Here is a 21,924-nt window from a genome sequence, read left to right as displayed (position 1 = left end):
TCTCCTGCGCGTAATAATTACATCGTAGAATATTTCTCCTCGCTTTCGCTCGTTCGAAATGACAAAAGTTTTTAGATTTTTCTATTCATCATCATCCACATTCAGTGTATACGATGGTTCCGACGCGTCATAAGCCTGGTTGGCCTGGTCAGTTTCGTCTATCTCGCCGATATCTTCGTTGGTATCATCAAAGCCATTGCTATGGATATCCTGCTGGCTCATTTGCTCTTCGTTCTCAGTCTGGCTTAACTGGTCGTCCTGTTGCAGCATATCGTCTTGTTCTTCCGGTTGAGTTGTCATGATTTTTGTTTTTGATTTATAGACATAGAACGCATGGTATATTGCGTTGTTTGAATTTATCGCAAACCTTCTTCATCTTTTGAATTTTTACCTTTGAATTTTGACTTAAATCAATCCTTCATCCCCAAAACTGAAATAGCCGTTATCAGTCAGTATCAAATGATCAAGTACGTTGATATCCAGCAGCCGGCCGGCGTCTACGATCTTTTTGGTGAGTTTCAGGTCTTCCTGGCTTGGCTTTAAGTTTCCTGAGGGATGGTTATGCACCATAATAATGGCACTGGCCTGGTGCTGCAGCGCCATGTGAAAGATGATCTTTGGGTCGGCAACAGTACCGCTCAGGCCGCCCTTACTCACCAGCTCTTTGGCAATTACTTTTGATGAACGCCCGATAAGCATCAACCAAAACTCTTCGTGGTTAAGATCACGCAGGTGGCGGCGCATAATGTTGTACCCGTCACGGCTGCATTTAACTTCATCAGGCACCGGCGTTTCAGTATTATCCCTCCGACGACCAAGCTCCAGCGCCGCGATGATAGAAATGGCTTTAGCCTCGCCTATGCCCTTGAATTTGCACAGTTCACTAATAGAAGCCTTGCCCAACTTATTCAGATCGTTGTTGTAATGCAGCAGGATGCGTTTACTCAATTCTACGGCCGTTTCGGTACGGCTGCCACTACCTATCAGGATAGCGATGAGTTCGGCATCGGTAAGGGCACGGCGGCCTTGTCCGCTTAGCTTCTCACGGGGGCGGTCTTCTTCGGCCCAGGACTTAATACTTATTTTGTTTTGATAGTCTTGCAAGCGGGTAAGGGTTAGAAGACTAAAGTAAGAGAAATATTTAAAAGTTGACTCACCCCGCGGCACTTCGTGCGCGACCCTCTCTGCTGCGCAAAGAGGGTGAGCTCCATTTTTACTCTTTTCTCTTGCCTCTTTTTGGTTCTCTTGCCCTCTTTTCGCACAGCGAAGAGAGGGTCGACGAGCGTGAGCGATGTCGGGGGGTAAGTAAACAAAAAAGGGATAGCGCTTACGCACTATCCCTTTTTAAATATTATTAATTAAGCTATTAGCTTAAACCGTTAACAAATTTAGTAAGCTTCGATTTATTGTTTGAAGCTTTGTTTTTGTGAATAACGTTCTTTTTAGCCAAACGGTCAAGCATAGAAATTACTTTAGCCAAAAGCGGAGTAGCATCAGCTTTAGTAGTTGCACTTCTTAATTTCTTAACAGCGTTTCTGGTGGTTTTAGCCTGATACCTGTTACGCAGACGCTTCGCAGCATTTGCCCTTATTCTTTTAATTGATGATTTATGATTTGCCATTGTAGCTTGTTATTCTATTTTTAAGGCTGCAAATATACTCACACATTTTTTTATATGCAATAGTTTTTATGGATTTTCTTGCATAGTTTTTAACATCGAATTAAGAATTTAGGAATATTGGCGTTACCTGCGGCCCGGGCTATCCGCTCATACGCCTGCAGGCCTTAGCCGCAAAGCCGGTATCCGCTGCTATCCCTAACGGGTATTGTCTAAACTCAAATTAAAGAATTTACAGAAGTTTTCTATTTCAAACGATTACGATTAGATACTTCGTACCTCAATTAGAAACACTATCTCGACTAACTTAGTTCTCCGATTAAACTAAATCCCCTATCTTCACCCAACCATGAAGCAACGGCTTTTAACCTTTATCTCCTGCATCATCATTATCACTACCTGCTGTTCATGGGGATTTTTTGCCCATTACCGCATCAACAGGTTGGCGGTTTTTACGCTTCCTAAAGGCATGGCCGGTTTTTATAAAGCCAATATCGAATTCATAACAGAACATGCCGTAAGCGCCGATAAAAAGCGCTATGTAGATTCATCAGAAATACCACACCATTTCTTTGACGCGGACCATTACGGCAAACAGCCCTTTAAAGTAATGCCACAGCATTGGATAGACGCGGCGGCAAAATATTCATCAGATACATTGAATAAATACGGCACCGTTCCGTGGGCTATTACCAGTAATTACTATTGGCTGGTAAAGGCTTTTAAGGCGCATGATACAACGGGCATCCTCATTACCTCGGCTAACCTTGCACATTACATTTCAGATGCGCATACTCCTTTGCATTTGACTCAGAATTACGATGGACAGCTAACTAACCAACAAGGCATCCATGGGCTTTGGGAAAGCCGCCTGCCAGAGCTTTTTGCCAATGGCTATCATTACAATGTTGGTAAGGCCAGGTACATTAGCAATCCGTTAAATGAGGCTTTTAAGATCTGTATTAGTTCATACAAAAAAGTTGATACGGTATTACGCATAGAGCGAATGCTGAACAAAACCTTCCCGCCATTACAGAAGTATGCCATGGAGCAGCGTGGTAACAGAAAGGTAAAAGTGTACTCGGTTGCCTACAGCCGGGCGTATCACAAATTGTTGCGCGGAATGGTTCAGCGGCAGATGAGAGCATCTATACTCAGTGTTGGCAGCTTTTGGTTCTCCGCCTGGGTTGATGCAGGGCAACCGGACTTGAATAAACTTATCACCAGGCCGCTAACCAAGGAGGAAAGGCAAAAAATTGACCGTGAGGAGGAGCTGTTTAAGTCAGGTAAAGTTTTAACAAAACCTTAACTAATCCACATTCACTTTGTGTTTCTTACTCACGCGGCTTTTCAGGTAAGCAAATATCGGCGGAAGCAACGATACCAGTATGATGATGATCGCCACCAGCGAGAAGTTCTTTTTGATGATCTCTACGTTACCAAACAGGTAGCCACCATATAGGAAGATGATTACCCAGGAAACGCCACCTGCAATATTGTAAACCGTGTAACGGCCAAATGGCATACGCCCTACTCCTGCCACAAAAGGCGCAATAGTGCGAATAATAGGCACAAAACGACTAAATATTACGGCTTTGCCACCATGCTTGTCAAAAAAAGCTTTTGTCTTAAGGTAGTAGCTTAGTTTAAGTATTTTGTTTTCCTCTTTAAATACACGGGCACCCAGGTACTTACCTAACAGGTAGTTTACCGTATTCCCCAATACAGCGGCGATGATCAAAATGAGGCAAAGGAGATTAACATCCATACCGGTTGCACCACCGGCTATTAAAGCGCCTGCAGCAAAGAGCAAAGAATCTCCGGGAAGGAATGGAGTAACCACAAAACCTGTTTCCGCGAAGATGATCACAAAGAGGATGAGGTAGGTCCACCCCTGGTACTGACTAATGATCTGTGAGAGATGTTTATCAATATGCAGGATAAAATCTATAATGCCGTGTATTACTTCCAATGCCTTAAATTTTCTGCAAAAATATAAACATAAAGCGGTTAGCCAACTTTAATACGTTGTATTTGGCGGCAAAGTGTTTAGTAAAGCGTTAACACCATACGCGGTACTATCCGAACCGGTTGAGCGACCGTAAGTAAATATGGTATACAGTTTACCATCGAGTATGGTAAAATTAGGAAGGGATTTTATTACCGTTGTGGGGGCGTTATTAGCCACAACGTTAATGTTATAGGTACCTGCAGTTACCTCTACCCAGTTACTTACCGTGGTGTACAATTGCTTTTTAAATGCGGTGGTGCCATTCAGCACCAGGTCAATCCCCGCGGGGATATTTCCCATGCCATTCACCAGCCTTATTTTGCCACGGCCATTCGCAGGTACCGCCGATGTATCAGCCGTTACCACCGCCTGCAACGAGCTATCGGCACGCAGCCCCATCACAAACATAGTATAGGGGACACCACGGGTTAGCGTTTGCTTTAAGGTAAGCAGGTTAACCACATTAATATTGTTACTGGTTTGGGCTGTGCGTATCTGCAATGGGGTATCAGCAGCGTTAATAAGAAAATATCCCGATGGATTAGGATAAGTATAAACAGGTGTTTGCCTGATGTAACGGGCATACAGGTTAAACGGCAGCACATCATTACTGATGCTTACAATTTGCAGGCGCGCGTTGTTACCACTACCGCCAATAGCACCATCCTTACCGCATGACTGCAGTATGGCAAACAACATAAAACCCGAAACTAACAGGAATAAACCATAAAGTATACCGCTCTTGTTTTTTGCAGCCATGTGTTTACTTGTTAACAATTAATCCTAAATTACCTGTTGCAAGCCCGTTTGCACCCAAACCAGTTTTTACAAACAGTGTATAGGCACGGTTATCTAAAAACGTAAGGGTATCTGTAGTTAACGCGTTTTTTGTGCCTGCTTTAAATATCTGCACGCGCTTAGTACCCGGTGACACCGCCAGGAAGGATGTTGTTTTTTTAAAAGCGCTGCCGCTGAAACGCAGTGTATCATTCATTACCACATCAACTGCACCCGCGTTTGGTGCAGTATGTACAAAGCGAACTAAAGTAGTATCAGGCGTGTTCTTTATCGTATCGGCATCTGTAAAAGCCTGGTCGGCTGTGTTGCCTGTCAGGTAAAACGAGTACGTTTTGCCCGTATCCAGTGGCACAGGCAGGTTAAAAAGCACGTTAGCGTTGCGGTACTTACGCACCTGGTAATTTTGCTGACCCAATAAGGCATTAATGTAGCCCGACGAACCCATTGGATATAGCGAATTGGTAGTATTTACCCTGCTGCCATTCACATACACGTTTAGTGTATCGCCTGTGGCATTTATAAAGTTTACGGTGGTAAATTGCTGTATAGTGGCGCTATCATCGCCTTTTTTGCATGCTGCTACGGCAATCAGCAGCACCAGGGCCGCGATAACAAATATTCCTGTCCTCATTTATTTAAAGCAGATGCTATATAACTCCATAATAGCTATAAATGTTATTAATGATACAAAAAAGTCCGACTCTGGTCGGACTTTTTTGTGATAGTGATTAGAGATTTGTGATCGGAGATTAGCTTTCTTTTCAGTATAAGCCCTAATCACTAATCAACCAATCTCTAATTAACTAAATTACGCATAGCTATTCAGCATTACCGGCATTACCAGCATTAATATATCTTCGTTCTCGTCGCCGCCTTGTGGCAGTAATAAACCGGCACGGTTAGGGGTCGACATCTCAAGCGATACTTCTTCGCAGCTCAGGTTCTTCAACATCTCGATCAGGAAACGCGCGTTGAAACCGATCTCCAGGTCATCACCTTCATACTGGCAGCTCAAGCGTTCATGCGCTTCGTTAGCAAAGTCGATATCCTCAGATGAGATATTCAATTCGCTTCCGCTGATCTTTAACCTTACCTGGTGGGTAGTTTTATTGGCGTAAATGGCCACACGGTTAAGCGAGCCCAAGAAAGCTAAACGGTCAATAGACAGTTTATTTGGATTCTCTTTCGGGATTACCGCCTCATAATCAGGGTAACGCTCATCGATTAAACGGCATACCAGGTTAATGTTGCCGAATTTAAAGAATGCGCTGGTGCTGTTATATTCTACCGATACGTTTACATCATCGGCAGGCAGGGCTGATTTTAATAATGTTAAAGCCTTTTTGGGCAAGATGAAAGATGTGGTGCTTTCAGCCCTGGCATCCTTACGGCGGTAACGTACCAGTTTATGCGCATCAGTAGCCACAAAGGTTAATGATGATGTGGTTAGCTGGCAAAATACCCCCGTCATGGCAGGGCGCAGCTCATCGTTACTAACCGCGAATATGGTTTTGTTAATGGCCTCGCCTAAAACAGATGCAGGCAGGTTTACCGATGAAGCATTCTCTACAACCGGTATCTTCGGGAAGTCTTCACCGTTTTCGCCGCTTAATTTGTATTTACCGTCGCCGGCGCTTATTTCAATAGCGAATGTACTGTCATCAACAGAGAAAGCTACAGGCTGCTCGGGTAACGATTTCAGCGTATCTAATAATATACGTGATGGGATGGCTATACGGCCGTTCTCTTTCGCTTCAACAGCCAGCGAAGTGGTCATGCTGGTTTGCAGGTCGGTAGCAGAAATGGTTAAGTTCCCTTCTTTTATCTCAAACAGAAAGTTCTCCAATATAGGTAAAACGGTGCTGTTGCTCAGCGCGCCACTTACAGACTGCAATTGCTTTAGTAAGGTTGAAGTGGAAACTATAAATCTCATGTGTCTTTAACGTTTATCTACCAAAAGTATAAAAAAAGCCTCACCTAAATCCTCTCCAATGGAGAGGACTTTAAACCTCTTTTATCCTCTCCTTTGGAGAGGGCAGGGTGAGGCGTATGTGCTACCAAAAGTATAAAATTTAATGGGCATACTTTCGCCTGCGTAAATAATGTTGAAAAATAGCGAATATTAACACCATTGCTATCGGGGCTATGTTATTGAGCAGTTGCCAGAATAGCTTTTCCTGCCGGATTCGGGCACGGCTAAGCAGGCGCATCTGTATCTCTTTTGAACGTAAAGTAATAAGGCCTGAGTCGTCGGTAAGGTAATCGGCCATGTTAAGCAGCAGGTTACGGTTACCGTAGCTTTGCCGTGTATAACGATCATAACCCAACGGAAAAGGCGAACCATCGGCACTTACCTGGTTGCGCAGGATATCGCCATCGCTCAGCACGATCATCTTTGTGGGCTTGCTTTGTTCCAGGGGCTGTATCTTTTCAGTTATCCCGTCAGGTACAGGCCTGTTCCGGAAGTCAGACGTAAACTCGCCTTCGAGCAAAACGCCCGTTATTTTGGGCTGACTCTGAAAAGCTTTTGGATCGGGCTCCTGCTCCAAAGCTCGCAGCGACAACATATGCGGCGCGCTCAGCTTTTTATTGTAAGGAGATGTGGTAAGCAACACGGTAGCTTTAACATTTTTAGCGCCCAGTATATCAATGGTACTGGCAAACTGGCTGCTGATACCATCCAGATTTTTAACAATAGGATGTTTGGCAAAAGGCAAAAAAACCGGGTTAAACAGCCATGGTAGCATTTGTATCTGCGGCTGCCCGCCGGCATCACCCGTGGTAACCGGTATTTGCGAACAGTTCATATCCGCTATGAGGTCATAATTAATACGTATACCGTAATTAAATAGCTGGTCGTCCAGGTTGAGCTGTTTGTTAAAGGCCAGTTGATCTTCGCCTTTATTGCGCAGGCTATCCAGTTCGGCGCTTACCTGGTCAATGGCCCACAGCACACGGCCGCCCCGCATAATAAACTGGTCGAGCTTAAATTTTTCAGTCTCGGTAAACGGCTTGTCGGGCTTAGGTATTACCAGAAGGCTTATTTTCTCTAAACTATCAAACGGAATGGTGCTCAGGTTAACCCTGCCTACGAGGTAACCATCGCTCAGGCTTTGCATGGCACCGTTCAACTGGCGGTCGGTAAGTTCGTTATGCCCTTCGGTAAAACCAATTCGCTGCCTGCCGCCGGTAGTGACTTTTTTTATGGCTGATGAAAAAGCATACTCCAGGTTTTGGATAGAGTTATTTAAAACTTCGTCGGGCGTAAGGTTAACATTACTTTGCGTTTCCAGCAGCTTTACCGGAATGCTTTTATTGCCGTAACTCACCAGCGCGAACGGAATGATGATTTTTTGTGAAACGCCATCGTCGGTTTTTACGCTTAGGTTTTGTGCTTCTATCCCCTTTTGGGCCAGCTCGTCCAGCTTTTGATTTTGCTGCTCCTGATTAAGGCCATTGAGTACATCTGTAAATTCAAATTGAAGCTTATCGCTGCTGTAAGCCTGCAGATCGGTGAGCATATCCCGCACAGATGTTTGCAGCCTTTTCATCCCGCCCGGAAAATTTTCTCCCTGTAAATAAACAGTAATCTTTACCACGCCGGGCAGCTTTTGCATAATCCCTCTGCTAACGGGAGCTACGGTAAACCGTTTCTCTTTGGTAAAATCAAACCGGGTAAACAGTTTCCCGGATACAATGGTGAGCGATGTAAGTGAAAATAATATCCCTAATGAACTTAAGAACGCCGTATTAACAAATTTGCGTTTTAACTGGCGGTGTAGCACATACAGGGTGAGCCAGATAAAAAAAGCTACGAGCACAAGGAAATACATCAGATCGCGGGTATCCAACACACCCCGACTAATGGAGTTGTAATGTTCAGTGATCCCCAGGTTTTGCAACCCTAAGCTTTGCAATGACAATATGGTGCTCAACGAATCGAAACCGCTGTAAAAAAAGAAACAAAGGAAAACCGCAATGGTAAATGCTATTACCTGCGTTTTACTTACCGACGAGGCAAATAACCCGATAGCTGTAAAAACGGCTCCTAATAAAAACAACCCTATATAAGAGCCTATTACTGCCCCGGTATCAATATTACCTTGTGGTGTGCCCAGTGTGTAAACACTAAAATAATATACCAAGGTAGGCAACAGCGCTAAAAGCACAATAAGTACCGCCGCAAGGTACTTACCTAACACAATTTGCAAACTAGTAAGCGGTCGGGTAAGCAATAACTCAAAAGTACCTTCCTTACGTTCCTCTGCCAGTGAGCGCATGGTAATGGCAGGCACCAGGAACATAAATAGGTAAGGCGCCGTGCTAAACAAGCTCTCTAAACCGGCGTAACCATAGGCCAGTATACTGGTATCGGGGAAAACCCAAAGGAAAAGGCCCAGCACCAGCAGGAATACGCCTATGGTTATATAGGCCACTAATGAATTTAAATAAGTACTTATTTCTTTTTTGAGGATGCTGAGCACGGATATGTAATTAGGACGGTAAAGTTACAAATTGCCCCTCAAACAAAAAGCCCGGTGCAATATTGCACCGGGCTTTAATTAAATTTTATTTACGGCTAATTAGAAGCTGTATGCTAAACGTAAAGCAACCTGGCTGGTTGTGCCATTTTTAGACCAACCTTCATAGCGCACACCAAGATCTACATTAGGACTGAATGCATAACCTATCCCAGGAGCGTAAGCAAATGCAGTATTGTGAAAGCTACCCAAACCTGTAACTTTTTCAGTTTGAAAAGCTGCACCTAACTGTGCTTCGCCGTAAAAGCCTTGATCAAAGAAGTATTTAACACCTACTTTAACCGGAATAGCGTAAAAACTACCTTCATCTTTAAATTCAGATTTGTAAACAAATTTGTTGTAGCCAGCAGAAAGCGTAAGAAATGTATTCTCAGCTACCGGATGATCGTATTTTAAAGAGCCACCGATAACAAAGTTTGATACATCCGAAGCGTTACCTACCGGCAAACCTGCTTCAACGCCAATGCTAAATTTTCCTGTTTGTGATGATGTTTGTGCTTTTGCAGCAACTGATAAACCGCAGATAACGGTTAACATAAGTAGTACTTTTTTCATAATTAATAATGTTTAAGTTTTACCGGTAAAAATAGGCGTTAACATACAATACGAAATACCCGTTTTTAGGCATTTATCATATCATCGTACGAATACGGCATTTTTCCAGCTTTCCTATCAGACGGCTTTACAACCTATAGTGTTACAGTTAACATTATTTAAATTATAATACTAATTGATTATCAGATACTTTAATTTTAACTCCAACAACCACTAAGCATTGGTAAGCTTAATAAAAATGCTCTCAAGCGAAGCATTATGGTGAGCGGAATGCAGCCCGGCAAGCGTGTCATTCGCTACAATGTTACCCTTATTAATGATGATCACCCTGCCGCATACGGCCTCAACCTCCTGCATAATATGGGTGGATAGGATAATGGTTTTGGTTTTCCCAAGATCATTGATCAACTGCCTGATGCCAACCAGTTGGTTAGGATCCAGTCCGGAGGTAGGCTCGTCCAGTATCAGCACCTGCGGATCATGCATAATAGCCTGTGCCAGCCCTACCCTTTGCCTGTAGCCTTTAGATAACTGGCCTATTTTCTTATGTTGCTCGGGCCCAAGGCCGGTTTGCTCAATCACCTCGGCTATACGCTTTTGCGGTTCATGTAGCTGATGAATACCAGCGATAAAGCTAAGCGCTTCTTTCACATACATATCCGTATAAAGCGGGTTACTCTCGGGCAGGTAGCCTATGCTGCGTTTCACTTCCAGCGACTGCCTGGAAATGTCAAACCCGTTAACAGTAGCAGTACCCGAAGTTGGTGGCACATAACCGGTAAGCATTTTCATGGTGGTACTTTTGCCGGCGCCATTAGGTCCCAAAAAGCCCAACACACCGGTTTTAGCTTCAAAACTAATGGCGTTAACAGCCGTTTGCCGGCCATAAACTTTGCTTAAATTGGCTACCTGTATGCTCATGGCGTAAAGGTATTGCATAGACAGCAGATTTAATAACCAACACCGAATTTCGAATGCAAAATTTCGAATTTACTCACTTCATCATTCGTAAATCGATATTGGTTATTCGATATTAATTCAACATTAACACCTTTAATATTAGCCTCTAAAATATATCTTTGCCACACTATGAGTACGCAAACCGACGATCTATTTAAAAACGTAATATCACACGCCAAAGAATATGGCTTCGTTTTCCAGAGCAGCGAGATCTATGATGGCCTGAGCGCCGTTTATGATTATGGCCAAAATGGTTCTGAATTAAAGAACAACATTAAAACCTACTGGTGGAAAGCCATGGTGCAGATGAACGAGAACATTGTGGGTATCGACTCTGCCATTTTCATGCACCCTACCGTTTGGAAAGCCAGCGGCCACGTTGACGGCTTTAGCGACCCCATGATAGATAACAAGGATAGCAAAAAGCGCTACCGTGCCGATCAGTTACTGGAAGATCGCATTGCCCAGTTAGATGAGGAAGGCAAAACCAGCGAAGCCGAGGAGTTGCAAATTGAGATGGATAACGCGCTTAAGGCCGAGAACCTACCGCGCCTGCGCGAACTGATCATCGAACAAAATATAAAATGCCCGCTCAGCGGCACCGCCAACTGGACGGATGTACGCCAGTTTAACCTGATGTTCAGCACCCAGGTAGGCGCTATAGCTGATGAGTCTGATACCATTTACCTACGCCCGGAAACCGCGCAAGGTATTTTCGTAAATTACCTTAACGTTCAAAAGTCTGGCAGGATGAAAATACCTTTTGGCATTGCGCAAATTGGTAAAGCTTTCCGTAACGAGGTAATTGCCCGCCAGTTTATTATCCGTATGCGCGAGTTTGAGCAAATGGAAATGCAGTTCTTTGTTCGCCCGGGCACACAGCGCGAGTGGTTTGATAAATGGAAACAAACCCGTTTAAACTGGCACCTTGCCCTGGGTACCTCGCCAGAAAAATACCGCTACCACGAGCACACCAAACTGGCCCATTACGCCGATGCTGCCTTTGATATTGAGTATAACTTCCCGTTTGGTTTTAAAGAGGTAGAGGGCATACACAGCCGTACCGATTTCGACTTAAGCCAGCACGAGAAATTCTCCCGTAAAAAAATGCAGTACTTTGACCCTGAGGTTGATCCTGAAACCGGCAAACCTTACGGCAACTATATTCCTTACGTGATAGAAACCTCAATAGGTTTAGACAGGATGTTCCTGCTTACCCTCATAAACGCTTACGAAGAGGAAGACCTGAGCACTGAAGATAAGCAAGATAGCCGTACGGTATTGCGCCTGCACCCTGTACTGGCTCCTGTTAAAGCGGCTATTTTCCCGTTAACCAAAAAAGACGGTCTGCCCGAGAAAGCCCGCGAGATAATGGACAAACTAAAGGTAAACTTTAACCTGCAATACGAAGAAAAAGACGCTATTGGGAAACGTTATCGCCGCCAGGATGCTATCGGCACGCCTTTTTGTATCACGGTAGATCACCAAACTTTGGAGGATAATACCGTAACCATACGCCACCGTGACAGCATGGCCCAGGAGCGCGTAAATGCCGATGACCTGGAACGCATTATAGGCGATCTGGTGAGCTGGAAGAACGTATTATAATATTTATAAAAAATATTAAAAAAAAGCCCGCTATTAAAGCGGGCTTTTACTATTTTAACGGTGTTGAAATTAACAGTTCCCCCCACCTGGTTAATGATAAACTTTGCCGTAACCGTTTTATACCTGAATTTTATTGAAACCTATCAGATACTTATTTATATTTTTTGTTTTTTGCGGCAGCGTTGCTGTGGGTAAACCGCCAGATGAAGGGGTTGATAGCCTTAAAAAGTTATTGAATATATCAGCGGCGCCCATCCGTAACAGCGATACAACCACTATTAACCGCATTAATGAACTGGCAGATCACTACTATGAATCCATGCCGGATAGCAGTACTTATTATGCAAAGGTAGCTGTTGATCTTTCTAAGAAAAGCGGTTATAAAAAAGGCGAAGCAGCAGGTAACAATATTTTAGGCAGGGTAAACTCGTTTAACGGTAAATACGACGAGGCACAAAAAAATTACAATACCGCGCTAAATATTTATACCACATTAAATAACCAATTAGGGATAAGCGAATCTTACATGGGGCTTGGCCGCGTGCAGGATTTTCTCGGTAATTACGATAAGGCCATCAATTATTTTCACCTCGCGCTGGCCATTCGCAAAAAACTCAATAACCCATTAGAAATAGCCCACTGCTATGCCATAATTGGTATTACTTATGATAATAAAGGCGACTTTAATAAGGCGCTGGATAATTACTTCCACTCACTTACTATTGATCTCAGGCTGAATAACCAGTTAGCCGCCGCCGATAACTATTGCAATATTGGCGTGGTGATGCAGCACCTTGAGCTGTACGCAAAAGCGCTGGAATATTTTAACAAGGCTAACGCGTTATGGCTAAAGCTGGATGATAAGCAGGGTATCAGCACCGCGTACCAAAACATTGGTGAAGTATTGCTGGCCCAAAAGCAATATGATAAGGCTTTGCGATACTTTAAGGAGGCCGGGGCCATGTATCATGAGCTTGGCGACGAAGAGGGTATTGGCCTTATTTATTATAATATTGGCCTCTATCATTTCCATACCGGGCGTATCGACTCGGCCTTGCACTATCTTAACCAAGCTGTATCCTACTCAAAAAAAAGCAGGATACCATACAATGTAGTAAACGCTTACATTGGTTTGGCAACTGTTTATAACCAACAAAAAGACTTTCTTAATGCTGAAAAATACGCCCTACTCGCCCGCGAAACAGCCGATAAATTGCAAAGCCTTAACATGCGCGCCGATGCCGTATTACAGTTGAGCATCGCACTCGCGGGGCTTAATAACTTCCGGGAAGCTTATGCACAGCACAACCTTTACTTACGCTTACAGGACAGCCTGAAAAACGACGTAAGCCTGCAAAAGCTTAGCTCATACAACCAGATGCTCGATTTTGAGGCTAATCAGCGCAAGGCATCTCTCAAGGAAAAATATTTGATGGAGAAGCTGGCTCAGCAGCGCCGCACCAATATTGTATACGGCATTATTATCCTGGTGGTAACCATTATGCTGATATTTTACTATAATGCCAAAAGGAAACAATTTGAGGCCAACGCCCAACTGGCCGAAAAAAATAAAGAAGTTATTGAGCAGGCAGAAAAGCTTAACGACCTTAATCATCTTAAAGATCGCCTTATAGGCATACTGGCGCATGACCTTCGGGCCCCGCTCAGCACGCTGCGAGGCGTATTTTCACTGCTTACCAGTAAAGACCTTACTACCGATGAATTTATGGCGATGGTGCCAAAAGTTTTTGTTAAGCTCGAGCAAACTTCCGATTTCCTGGATACGCTGCTGTTCTGGATAAACAGCCAGGTTGATAATATTGAAGATACCACCGTTAGCTTTTGCCTTTGCGATGTGGTAGACGAAGAACTGAATATACTGGACGAACAATTCAGGTTAAAAAATATCACCCCTGTAAACAACGTAAATAACGAGCATACGGTGCTGGCCGACCCCAAATCAATACGCATTGTAATACACAACCTGCTCACTAATGCTATAAAATTTTCGCACTGCAACAGCGAAATACACATAGCTGCCACCTGCCTGGATAACCGCATAAAGTTTTCGGTGCAAGACACCGGTGTGGGCATGAATGCCAGCCAGCTCAAAAAGCTATTCGCCGGTAAAATGGTAAGTCAGCTGGGTACCCTTAACGAACGAGGAACGGGCATGGGTATGGTATTCTGTAAAGACCTGATAGAGAAATACAACGGCACTATTTACGCCGAAAGCGAGCCGGGGACGGGTACAACTTTCAGCTTTATTCTTCCTGCGGCAAAATAGGCTCATCTACACCATCCTTAAAAAAATCAAACACTTGTTCAGCAGGTAAGAAGAGTTTCCCGCTTAATGGTTATGTGAGCAATAAAAGCATCTTCCTGGTACCGTACTTGACCCAAAGGGGCTGTTTCAGAACAGTTACAACATTGCACTGCAACAAAACACCTACTAAAACAACGCCCGTTCACACGGGCGTTGTTAGTTAAGGGCCCATGAAAACAATTATGGGTTACGCTCCTTATCTGCTTATAAACTAACTGCATGAACATCAAAATAAAGGACCAGCCTTTTTACATACAAAGTACGGTGGTGCTTTTCGGGCTTATTTTACTGGTTTACGTACTTAATATCCTTGCCGAGATATTAGTACCACTGGCATTTGCCGCGTTTTTAGCCATTTTGCTTAACCCGCTCTGCAACCGCCTCCAAAAAATGCGCGTACCGAGGTTTCTGGCTATCCTGATAGCGATGTTCATCATGATAATTACCGTGCTTTTGGTGTTTTACTTTCTCTCCACCCAAATTGTTCAGTTTGGTGAGGCAATGCCTATGCTGCAGAAAAAGTTTGAAAGCATTACGGCCGATGTAAAAATATGGGTAAAGGATAATTTTGGTGTAGCTGTTGCCAAACAGGAGCAGATGATAAAAAACGCGCTTAACAACAGCCAGGCCATGGTTGGCCGTACGCTCAATAGCGTATTGGGCATATTGTCGGTAGTTTTTCTGCTGCCGGTATATATCTTCCTGATGCTATATTATAAAACACTTATCCTTAATTTCCTGTATGAGGTATTCGCCGAAGAAAACTCCAAAAAAGTAAGCGAGGTATTGAGTGAAACTAAAACAGCTATACAAAGCTATATTGTTGGCCTGCTGATAGAGATGATTATTGTGGCAGCCATGAACTCGGTAGCATTGATACTGCTTGGCGTAAAATACGGCATTCTTATCGGCTGTATTGGCGCAATTCTCAATCTGATACCCTATTTGGGTGGTATTATCGCCATAGCACTGCCGGTACTGATGGCTACGGTAACAAAAGACGGTTATTCTACGCAACTGGGTGTGATAATTGCATATATTGTTATTCAGTTCATCGATAATAATATATTGGTACCGCGCATCGTATCATCAAAAGTGCAGATTAACGCGCTGATGTCTATTATCGTAGTACTGCTGGGTAATCAGTTATGGGGCGTATCGGGCATGTTCCTGTCTATCCCATTCGTAGCTGTACTAAAAATAATTTTTGACCGGATCGAGCCGCTGAAACCCTGGGGTAAACTCCTGGGCGATAACATCCCTACCATGCATATGGTTGAGATATGGCGCAACCGCCGCAGAAGACAGGCAGTAATGCCTGTTAAGGCCGATAGTTAAGCAGTACAATGCATTTCATGTAATATAAAACGGCCCGGTATATTACTCCCGGGCCGTTTCCAAAAAATATAGGCGTCGCTAATAATGACTAATCACTATTAACCACTCACTAATGACCAATTAATTACTTACCGGGTTATCGGCTTTGTTTAAGGTACCATTGGTATATAGTAAAGGGTTCACTTTTTTAGTATCACCCTGGTAAACCCATATAATATTGCCGATGTATTTACGGAAAGCGTCGCTCACTTGGGTAGTGGTCAGTTTCTTTACATCATCTGCAAGAGTTAAAGAGCGTTTCCAGTTGTTATGCAGCACCTCATTAGCAACAATAGAGCCGGCCTGTGCAGTATTGGTTTCGTTCTTGTAATAAAAGCCGGTTAAGTAGGTTACTTTCATATCGGCTACGTCGGCATCGTTAAAGCCGTCCTTTTTAATTTTATCTACCAGTTTATCAAATACAGCAATATACTTATCAGGCTGGGTGGTTGAAACGGAGAACTTGGCAACTGATGTTGAACCTACGCTGAACCATGCCTGCGGGGCATATGATAAACCGTTATTAGTACGCACATCCAGGAAATGCCTGTTAGCGAAAATACGCATGGCTACGTTAAAAGCGTCAAAATCAGGTGTGCCTGGGGCAGGGCCGCTTGTTACGCCCTCAACATAGTTGGTAGCCAGTTCGCGGCTCTCGGCAGAGAAAGTGTTTTTGTAGGCCCTAAAAAATGATTTTTTTAATTCAAAAGGAGCACCTTGTTTGATTGAGCCAAGCAGGCCTTTCACTTTTGCTTCAATATCAGACCGTTCCAGATCGGCCACTACTACGATCAGCATACGCGATCTGGTGAGGATAGATTGGTAATATTTCTTTGTTTCCTCAGCGGTGAGGGCTTTTACTGTTTCGGGCGTACCGTTAGGGTTTTTAGCATAATCGCGGCCGGTAAAGGCAACTTTATCAGCATACTGGTCTATGGCATAATCAGGGTCAGAGTCCTGTGATTTCAGGTTATTGATCTGGTCCTGCTTAATACGTTCAAACTCATTAACGTCAAATTTAGGTATGGTAATGGCCTCAACATAAAGCGGCCAGGCCACTGGCAGGTCGCTCTTTATGCAATTTACCTTTATAACAGAATAGTTTTTGGTAGCCATGCCATATACGGCCGCGCTGATCTTGTCTAACTGATTTTTAAAGCTGTTCTTATCGTGTTTTAAGGTACCGCACTCGTTAAGGGCATTCATGGCCATAGCTTCGATACCGGCTTTGTTGGCCGGATAATTCTGTACTCCGCCTTTAATAACAGTTTGTATCTCTACAATATCGTTACCGCTTGGTTGTACAATCACCTTCACGCCGTCAACCGTCATTTCGTAGGCTTTTTTCTGGGCATAAGCAGGTTTAACACCAGCAGTGGCAGCGGCGATAACTAATAGATATATAATTTTTTTCATGATTAATTTGCTGTTTAGGTTAGTTGGCTACAAAAAATGAGGCTACGTTTGCCGCCTTACTTGCCTCGGGCGTTAAAATAATGCCGGCAACCATTGGCTTACCCACTACATAAGTATTCATAAACTTGGCAATATCGGCCCTTGTTACTTTCTGGTAATTGCTGGTAAGGTCGGTATAGTAGTTTAATGATGTACTGCACCACTGGTAGCTTAACTGAGATGGAATTGATGATGGTTTTTCCATTTGCCTGCTGTGGTTACGCAATAATATCGCTTTGGCATCAGCCAGCTGCTCATCGGTATAATAATCAGGGCGGCCCCATTGGCTCATTTGGTTTTTAATCTCGGCATAGCATTCTTTTAGCTTTGTAGGGTTGGGTATCACAAATAACGATACCGGACCAATGTAATGCGAGGTATTGTAACTAAAATCAACAGACGAGGCAAGACCTTTATCTACCAGTGCCTGCTGTAATTTGGAAGAATTAAGGCCTGTTATAGTTGAAAAAACATCGGCAGCTACTGTAGATGCCGAATCTGTCATGTAAGCCGGGCCCTGCCAGTCAATCATGATCATGGGTGTACGGGCTATAGACATTTCCTTTACGAAAGCTACGCTTTTATCAAGCGGCTTAAATGGAGGAATAGGGTACTTTACATGCGGGTCGAAACCGCTGCTTTGCCAGTCGCCAAATATTTGCTCCGCCTTTTTAAACGCGTCTTCGTGTTTAACATCACCGCAAATGGTAAGCAAACTGTTGTTAGGGTAATAATATTTGTTCTTAATGATCATCATCTTTTCAGGCGTCGCTGAATTGATGACCTCATGTATCCCGATAGGCATTTTACGGGTGATGAGATCGCCCCAAAGGTGTTTGTTCACATCATAGTATAACTGAAAACCCGGGCTGCTCTCGTTACGCTGGAACTCGCCATCAACCACCGGGCGTTCCTTTTTCATATCTTCCTCACGATAAATAGGGAAACGTATAGAAGCATTCATGAGCTTCATACCTGCATCCAGGCTGTCTTTACCAACCGTAAAATAGTAGTTTACCCGCTCTACGCTGGTGGTACCGTTCCATATGGCGCCAAGCTCCTGCGTGCGTTTTAAGAATTTTTCCTGGGTAGGGTAATCCTTGTTGGCTTTAAAGAACATATGCTCAAACAAGTGTGAAAGGCCGCTAAATTCAGGGCCTTCGGTGTAGGCGCCGTTCTTTACAGCAATTTCAATGGTAGTTAGCGGAACTTTGCTGTTCTCGATAACAACAACTTCCAGTCCGTTGGGAAGCTTTTTCCAAAAGTAGCCTTCCGGAAGCCTTGGTTGAGCCACTGCGCAAAGCGAGCCGATTAAGCCAGCCGCGGTAAGCGTCAATAATTTAGTGATTTTAAGGGTCATAAGAGTTTAAATACTGATATTCGTTTAGATGACAAGACCCCTAAATTATTACATTATTGTTTAAGTTTAACTATTGATATCTATTTAAATGATAAAGCAACTTTCTTACCCGAAATACTTTCCAGCAATGGTTTAAATATGGTGCCCGCGTTCTCGCGTGCTTTACCTAAAATATTAAGCTCGTTGGCGCTGCTCAGCATCTTTTTTTCAGCTATTTTATATACATCTTCTACCATTTGCTTGCTTTTATCGGCAAACCAAACGCCTGATACATCATACACCCTTGATCTCTGGTGATCTAACTTCACATAACATATCTCGGGCTGTGGCAGGGTTACCGTAACGCTATCCTTAGTTTGTATAATATTTTCCTTGCGTATCCTGGTAAGATCTATGCAGGCGGTTACCTCTCCAACGGCTACAAACAGTACCCGAGAATCGGGCAGCAGCATATGCAGTTCTTTTTTCTCAACCACATCTTTCATGGCGTATTTAACCAGTTCCAGTTTACCCATGTTCACAATTTTTGACACCATCGCGTCTTCAGTGATCTCGGTACGGGTAGTGGTAAATTCATGTTTGATGTAAAAGAACATGAAAATTAAAAATCCGGTAATAATAAGCGCGAACATTAAGGTAAGCGAAACCCTCGAGCGTGTGTTAAGCATAAAAAATGTTTTTAAATACCTACAAAACAAAACAGCGATGGTTTTGCCATCGCTGCCTGTATTTATATTACGCTTTTATTAAGCGTAAGTAACGTTTAAAGTGATAGGCACATTAAGCGCTTTTGAAACTATACAATTAGCTTTAGCGCCTTCGGCTACTTCTTTAAATTTAGCTTCATCAACACCATCAATAACCGATGCTTTAAGCTCCAGGTGTATACCTTTAATTTCAAGGGCCTGCATATCCAGGTCTAAAATGGCTTCTGTTGTAAGGTCGCCCGGTTCAACACCTACCTGAGATAGCGCGGCGCTTACCGCCATGGTAAAACAACCTGCGTGAGCAGCGGCAATTAACTCTTCCGGGTTGGTGCCAACGCCTTCTTCAAAACGGGTTTTAAATGAATATTGTGTATTATTAAGTGTGGTGCTTTGGCTGCTGATCTCGCCTTTACCACTTTTTAAATTGCCATTCCAATGTGCATTTGCTGTACGTTTCATGTTTGTTTAATTGATTATGAGTATATACTAAAATAAGATGTTGTATTGATATTCAAAATAATTTAAATGTTACCTATTTACTTACCCTTTTGTTTACTCACCCCGACTACGCTACGCTGGTCGACCCTCTCTGCTGCGCAAAGAAGATGGAGGATTTCTGTAGTTACCCTCTTTGCGCAGCAGAGAGGGTCGCGCACGAAGTGCCGCGGGGTGAATCAAACTTTACCATTTTGCCCGCTCATACTGCACGGGCCACTTCACCTCTTGACCCAACTCATGCGCCGCACGCAGCGGGAAGTTAGGGTCGCGCAGGAGTTCACGCGCCAGCAGCACTACATCAGCCTGCCCGTTTTTTATAATGTCGTTGGCATGCGTAGGCTCTGTTATTAAGCCTACGGCCCCGGTCAGGATATCGGCGTTCTCTTTTACGGCTTCGGCAAACTCCACCTGGTAACCCGGTTTCAATGGTATTTTCGCACCTGCAGCGTTGCCCCCGCTTGAGCAGTCAATGAGGTCTACGTTTCTTTGTTTAAGTAGTTTGGCTAATGCGATAGAATCATCAACACTCCAGCCGCCCTCAACCCATTCTGAAGCCGAAATACGTACGAAAAGCGGCAGGTCTGCCGGCCATACGGTGTTAACAGCGTCAACCGTTTCCAGTAAAAAGCGTACGCGGTTTTCAAAAGCGCCTCCATACTCATCTGTACGTTTGTTACTTAGCGGGGAAAGAAACTGATGAAAAAGATAGCCATGCGCCCCATGTAATTCCAGCACCTTAAAACCCGCTTCCAGTGCCCTTACAGTAGCGGCTTTAAAATCGGCGATGATGTTACTTATGCCGGCCTTATCGAGTTCATGCGGCGCAATTTCATTTTCATAGAAAGGGACGGCACTCGGGGCAACAGTTTCCCATCCGTTTGGTTCCCCGGGAGCTATTTGTTTGCCCCCGTTCCAGGGCTCGGCATGGCTGGCCTTACGGCCGGCGTGAGCAAGCTGTACACCCATTACAGCGCCCTCCTGCTCTGCAAAAGCGATGATCTCTTTAAGTTTTTCGATATGATCGTCTTTCCAGATACCCAGATCGGCAAAACTGATTCGGCCCTCCGGTGAAACAGCGGTGGCTTCTGTTATAATTAAAGCCGCGCCGCCAACCGCACGTGCACCAAGGTGTACCAGGTGCCAGTTATTAGCAAAGCCGTCAGCAGACGAATACTGGCACATGGGCGATACCACTATGCGGTTCTTAAACTCGATACTTTTTATTTTTAAAGGAGAAAACAGATGCGCCATGGTTATTTGTTTTTTTGCCAAATATGGTCAACCTTCAACAGCCTGTGTTCAGTGGTTTGTCATAAACCCTGCACAACAGACATATTTACTTACAAATGAACAATGGGGCTTGTTTTATAAGCGGAACTTTACAAAACAACTCAATGCTATATTTAAGGAGTTGTTAAAGCCACAGGTAAAATTTTTCCATTGAAGAACTTATGACCGGTTAATGCAAAATCGGCAATGTATTTACCCATCTCAAAAGCCATAACCGGCGACTCATACCCCGGGAACGCTTTCTCCAGCATCTCGGTTTGTGCCGACCCCAGCGCCAGGCAGTTTACCTTTATACCTTGTTCAGCAAACTCCTGCGCCAGGCATTCTGTGAGGGTATGCAAGGCAGATTTTGATGCTGAATACGCTGATAAACCGTTAAACTTCGAACTTCCCTGAAAACCGCCCATACTGCCAATGTTTACTATATGAGAACCATCGCCCATAAATTGCAGCAGGTTTTGTATTACACGCACATGCCCCAGGTAATTGCTTTGAAGCATTTCTACAAAATCCATTTCCTGTAACTCCATAAATGGTTTATTGATTAGCACGCCTGCATTATTGATGAGCACATCCACCTTACCATCCATATTTGCGGCAATAAACTGCTGTAAGCCTTGGTAATCGTCATGTACAATATCAAATGCTATCGCGTATAGCTCGCAATCGGGGTTGAGGCTTTGAGATATCTCCAATAGCTTTTCGAGTTTTTCCTGCGATCGCGATAAGGCCATCACCTTGTGCTTCCCTTTAGAAGTAAGTTCAATTACAGCTTCGAAACCTACGCCACTGCTGGCTCCGGTAATAATGATGTTCATAG

General features: G+C 43.9%; 20 protein-coding genes. 4 read left to right on the top strand and 16 right to left on the bottom strand.

Translation table 11 applies throughout. The features are described 5' to 3' along the window. Positions 1-81 precede the first annotated feature (81 nt). The 3 genes from CKK33_RS09095 to rpsT form a co-directional block, all read right to left on the bottom strand. On the bottom strand, positions 82-300 hold the full coding sequence (locus CKK33_RS09095; protein WP_095703804.1) for a hypothetical protein: 219 nt from the start codon (positions 298-300) through the stop codon (positions 82-84). A 105-nt stretch (positions 301-405) separates the two neighbouring features. Then, a complete protein-coding gene (gene radC / locus CKK33_RS09090) occupies positions 406-1,104 on the bottom strand; it encodes a DNA repair protein RadC (RefSeq protein ID WP_095703803.1) in 699 nt (232 codons plus the stop codon). A 262-nt stretch (positions 1,105-1,366) separates the two neighbouring features. After that, positions 1,367-1,621 carry a 30S ribosomal protein S20 gene (gene rpsT, locus CKK33_RS09085; RefSeq protein WP_095703802.1) on the bottom strand — a complete coding sequence of 85 codons (255 nt, stop codon included), beginning with the start codon at positions 1,619-1,621 and terminating at the stop codon, positions 1,367-1,369. 346 nt (positions 1,622-1,967) lie between these two features. On the opposite strand from rpsT, the gene CKK33_RS09080 reads away from it, so the two are divergent. Continuing rightward, positions 1,968-2,927: a zinc dependent phospholipase C family protein gene (locus CKK33_RS09080; protein ID WP_095703801.1), complete on the top strand. Its 960-nt coding sequence runs from the start codon at positions 1,968-1,970 to the stop codon at positions 2,925-2,927. Here CKK33_RS09080 and CKK33_RS09075 read toward each other — a convergent pair whose 3' ends face one another. From CKK33_RS09075 to CKK33_RS09045, 7 genes are all read right to left on the bottom strand, one after another. After that, a complete protein-coding gene (locus CKK33_RS09075) occupies positions 2,928-3,590 on the bottom strand; it encodes a DedA family protein (protein WP_095703800.1) in 663 nt (220 codons plus the stop codon). 48 nt (positions 3,591-3,638) lie between these two features. Further along, the gene (locus CKK33_RS09070) at positions 3,639-4,388 is read right to left on the bottom strand and encodes a DUF4397 domain-containing protein (RefSeq protein ID WP_095703799.1); all 750 of its coding nucleotides are present in this window, start codon (positions 4,386-4,388) and stop codon (positions 3,639-3,641) included. A 4-nt stretch (positions 4,389-4,392) separates the two neighbouring features. Continuing rightward, positions 4,393-5,058 (bottom strand): DUF4397 domain-containing protein, encoded by a 666-nt coding sequence (locus tag CKK33_RS09065; protein ID WP_095703798.1) that lies wholly within the window; start codon positions 5,056-5,058, stop codon positions 4,393-4,395. A 177-nt stretch (positions 5,059-5,235) separates the two neighbouring features. After that, positions 5,236-6,360, bottom strand: coding sequence for a DNA polymerase III subunit beta (dnaN, locus tag CKK33_RS09060; protein ID WP_095703797.1), 1,125 nt, complete (start codon positions 6,358-6,360; stop codon positions 5,236-5,238). Positions 6,361-6,499: 139 nt separating this feature from the next. After that, positions 6,500-8,911 (bottom strand): gliding motility-associated ABC transporter substrate-binding protein GldG, encoded by a 2,412-nt coding sequence (gldG, locus tag CKK33_RS09055; protein ID WP_095703796.1) that lies wholly within the window; start codon positions 8,909-8,911, stop codon positions 6,500-6,502. Positions 8,912-9,010: 99 nt separating this feature from the next. Beyond that, positions 9,011-9,523, bottom strand: a complete 513-nt coding sequence (locus CKK33_RS09050) for an outer membrane beta-barrel protein (RefSeq protein ID WP_095703795.1) — start codon at positions 9,521-9,523, stop codon at positions 9,011-9,013. 213 nt (positions 9,524-9,736) lie between these two features. Continuing rightward, positions 9,737-10,444 carry an ATP-binding cassette domain-containing protein gene (locus tag CKK33_RS09045; RefSeq protein WP_095703794.1) on the bottom strand — a complete coding sequence of 236 codons (708 nt, stop codon included), beginning with the start codon at positions 10,442-10,444 and terminating at the stop codon, positions 9,737-9,739. 168 nt (positions 10,445-10,612) lie between these two features. On the opposite strand from CKK33_RS09045, the gene CKK33_RS09040 reads away from it, so the two are divergent. The 3 genes from CKK33_RS09040 (at position 10,613) to CKK33_RS09030 (ending at position 15,755) form a co-directional block, all read left to right on the top strand. Further along, positions 10,613-12,091 carry a glycine--tRNA ligase gene (locus CKK33_RS09040; RefSeq protein WP_095703793.1) on the top strand — a complete coding sequence of 493 codons (1,479 nt, stop codon included), beginning with the start codon at positions 10,613-10,615 and terminating at the stop codon, positions 12,089-12,091. 187 nt (positions 12,092-12,278) lie between these two features. Beyond that, the gene (locus tag CKK33_RS09035) at positions 12,279-14,378 is read left to right on the top strand and encodes a tetratricopeptide repeat-containing sensor histidine kinase (protein ID WP_143822936.1); all 2,100 of its coding nucleotides are present in this window, start codon (positions 12,279-12,281) and stop codon (positions 14,376-14,378) included. Positions 14,379-14,636: 258 nt separating this feature from the next. Next, positions 14,637-15,755 (top strand): AI-2E family transporter, encoded by a 1,119-nt coding sequence (locus CKK33_RS09030; RefSeq protein ID WP_233138179.1) that lies wholly within the window; start codon positions 14,637-14,639, stop codon positions 15,753-15,755. Between the two features lie 120 nt (positions 15,756-15,875). Here CKK33_RS09030 and CKK33_RS09025 read toward each other — a convergent pair whose 3' ends face one another. The 6 genes from CKK33_RS09025 to CKK33_RS09000 form a co-directional block, all read right to left on the bottom strand. Further along, positions 15,876-17,210 carry a pitrilysin family protein gene (locus CKK33_RS09025; protein WP_095703791.1) on the bottom strand — a complete coding sequence of 445 codons (1,335 nt, stop codon included), beginning with the start codon at positions 17,208-17,210 and terminating at the stop codon, positions 15,876-15,878. 19 nt (positions 17,211-17,229) lie between these two features. Next, positions 17,230-18,609 carry a pitrilysin family protein gene (locus CKK33_RS09020; protein ID WP_095703790.1) on the bottom strand — a complete coding sequence of 460 codons (1,380 nt, stop codon included), beginning with the start codon at positions 18,607-18,609 and terminating at the stop codon, positions 17,230-17,232. Positions 18,610-18,689: 80 nt separating this feature from the next. Further along, positions 18,690-19,277, bottom strand: coding sequence for a DUF4230 domain-containing protein (locus CKK33_RS09015; RefSeq protein ID WP_095703789.1), 588 nt, complete (start codon positions 19,275-19,277; stop codon positions 18,690-18,692). A 78-nt stretch (positions 19,278-19,355) separates the two neighbouring features. Continuing rightward, a complete protein-coding gene (locus tag CKK33_RS09010; RefSeq protein WP_095703788.1) occupies positions 19,356-19,775 on the bottom strand; it encodes an OsmC family protein in 420 nt (139 codons plus the stop codon). Positions 19,776-19,997: 222 nt separating this feature from the next. Beyond that, positions 19,998-21,065 carry an NADH:flavin oxidoreductase/NADH oxidase gene (locus CKK33_RS09005; protein WP_095703787.1) on the bottom strand — a complete coding sequence of 356 codons (1,068 nt, stop codon included), beginning with the start codon at positions 21,063-21,065 and terminating at the stop codon, positions 19,998-20,000. Between the two features lie 152 nt (positions 21,066-21,217). Then, positions 21,218-21,922, bottom strand: a complete 705-nt coding sequence (locus CKK33_RS09000; RefSeq protein ID WP_095703786.1) for an SDR family oxidoreductase — start codon at positions 21,920-21,922, stop codon at positions 21,218-21,220. Between the last annotated feature and the right edge of the window lie 2 nt (positions 21,923-21,924).

Source organism: Mucilaginibacter sp. MD40, assembly GCF_002288635.1.
GTDB lineage: Bacteria > Bacteroidota > Bacteroidia > Sphingobacteriales > Sphingobacteriaceae > Mucilaginibacter.
Note: the sequence above shows the minus strand (reverse complement) of the source record. Positions and strands in the feature narration are given on the sequence as shown.

Coding starts and splice junctions, on each gene's coding strand:
- CKK33_RS09095 (WP_095703804.1), bottom strand. CDS start 300: ATGACAACTCAACCGGAAGAACAAGACGATATGCTGCAACAGGACGAC.
- rpsT (WP_095703802.1), bottom strand. CDS start 1,621: ATGGCAAATCATAAATCATCAATTAAAAGAATAAGGGCAAATGCTGCG.
- CKK33_RS09080 (WP_095703801.1), top strand. CDS start 1,968: ATGAAGCAACGGCTTTTAACCTTTATCTCCTGCATCATCATTATCACT.
- CKK33_RS09070 (WP_095703799.1), bottom strand. CDS start 4,388: ATGGCTGCAAAAAACAAGAGCGGTATACTTTATGGTTTATTCCTGTTA.
- CKK33_RS09065 (WP_095703798.1), bottom strand. CDS start 5,058: ATGAGGACAGGAATATTTGTTATCGCGGCCCTGGTGCTGCTGATTGCC.
- dnaN (WP_095703797.1), bottom strand. CDS start 6,360: ATGAGATTTATAGTTTCCACTTCAACCTTACTAAAGCAATTGCAGTCT.
- CKK33_RS09050 (WP_095703795.1), bottom strand. CDS start 9,523: ATGAAAAAAGTACTACTTATGTTAACCGTTATCTGCGGTTTATCAGTT.
- CKK33_RS09045 (WP_095703794.1), bottom strand. CDS start 10,444: ATGAGCATACAGGTAGCCAATTTAAGCAAAGTTTATGGCCGGCAAACG.
- CKK33_RS09040 (WP_095703793.1), top strand. CDS start 10,613: ATGAGTACGCAAACCGACGATCTATTTAAAAACGTAATATCACACGCC.
- CKK33_RS09030 (WP_233138179.1), top strand. CDS start 14,637: ATGAACATCAAAATAAAGGACCAGCCTTTTTACATACAAAGTACGGTG.
- CKK33_RS09025 (WP_095703791.1), bottom strand. CDS start 17,210: ATGAAAAAAATTATATATCTATTAGTTATCGCCGCTGCCACTGCTGGT.
- CKK33_RS09020 (WP_095703790.1), bottom strand. CDS start 18,609: ATGACCCTTAAAATCACTAAATTATTGACGCTTACCGCGGCTGGCTTA.
- CKK33_RS09015 (WP_095703789.1), bottom strand. CDS start 19,277: ATGCTTAACACACGCTCGAGGGTTTCGCTTACCTTAATGTTCGCGCTT.
- CKK33_RS09010 (WP_095703788.1), bottom strand. CDS start 19,775: ATGAAACGTACAGCAAATGCACATTGGAATGGCAATTTAAAAAGTGGT.
- CKK33_RS09005 (WP_095703787.1), bottom strand. CDS start 21,065: ATGGCGCATCTGTTTTCTCCTTTAAAAATAAAAAGTATCGAGTTTAAG.
- CKK33_RS09000 (WP_095703786.1), bottom strand. CDS start 21,922: ATGAACATCATTATTACCGGAGCCAGCAGTGGCGTAGGTTTCGAAGCT.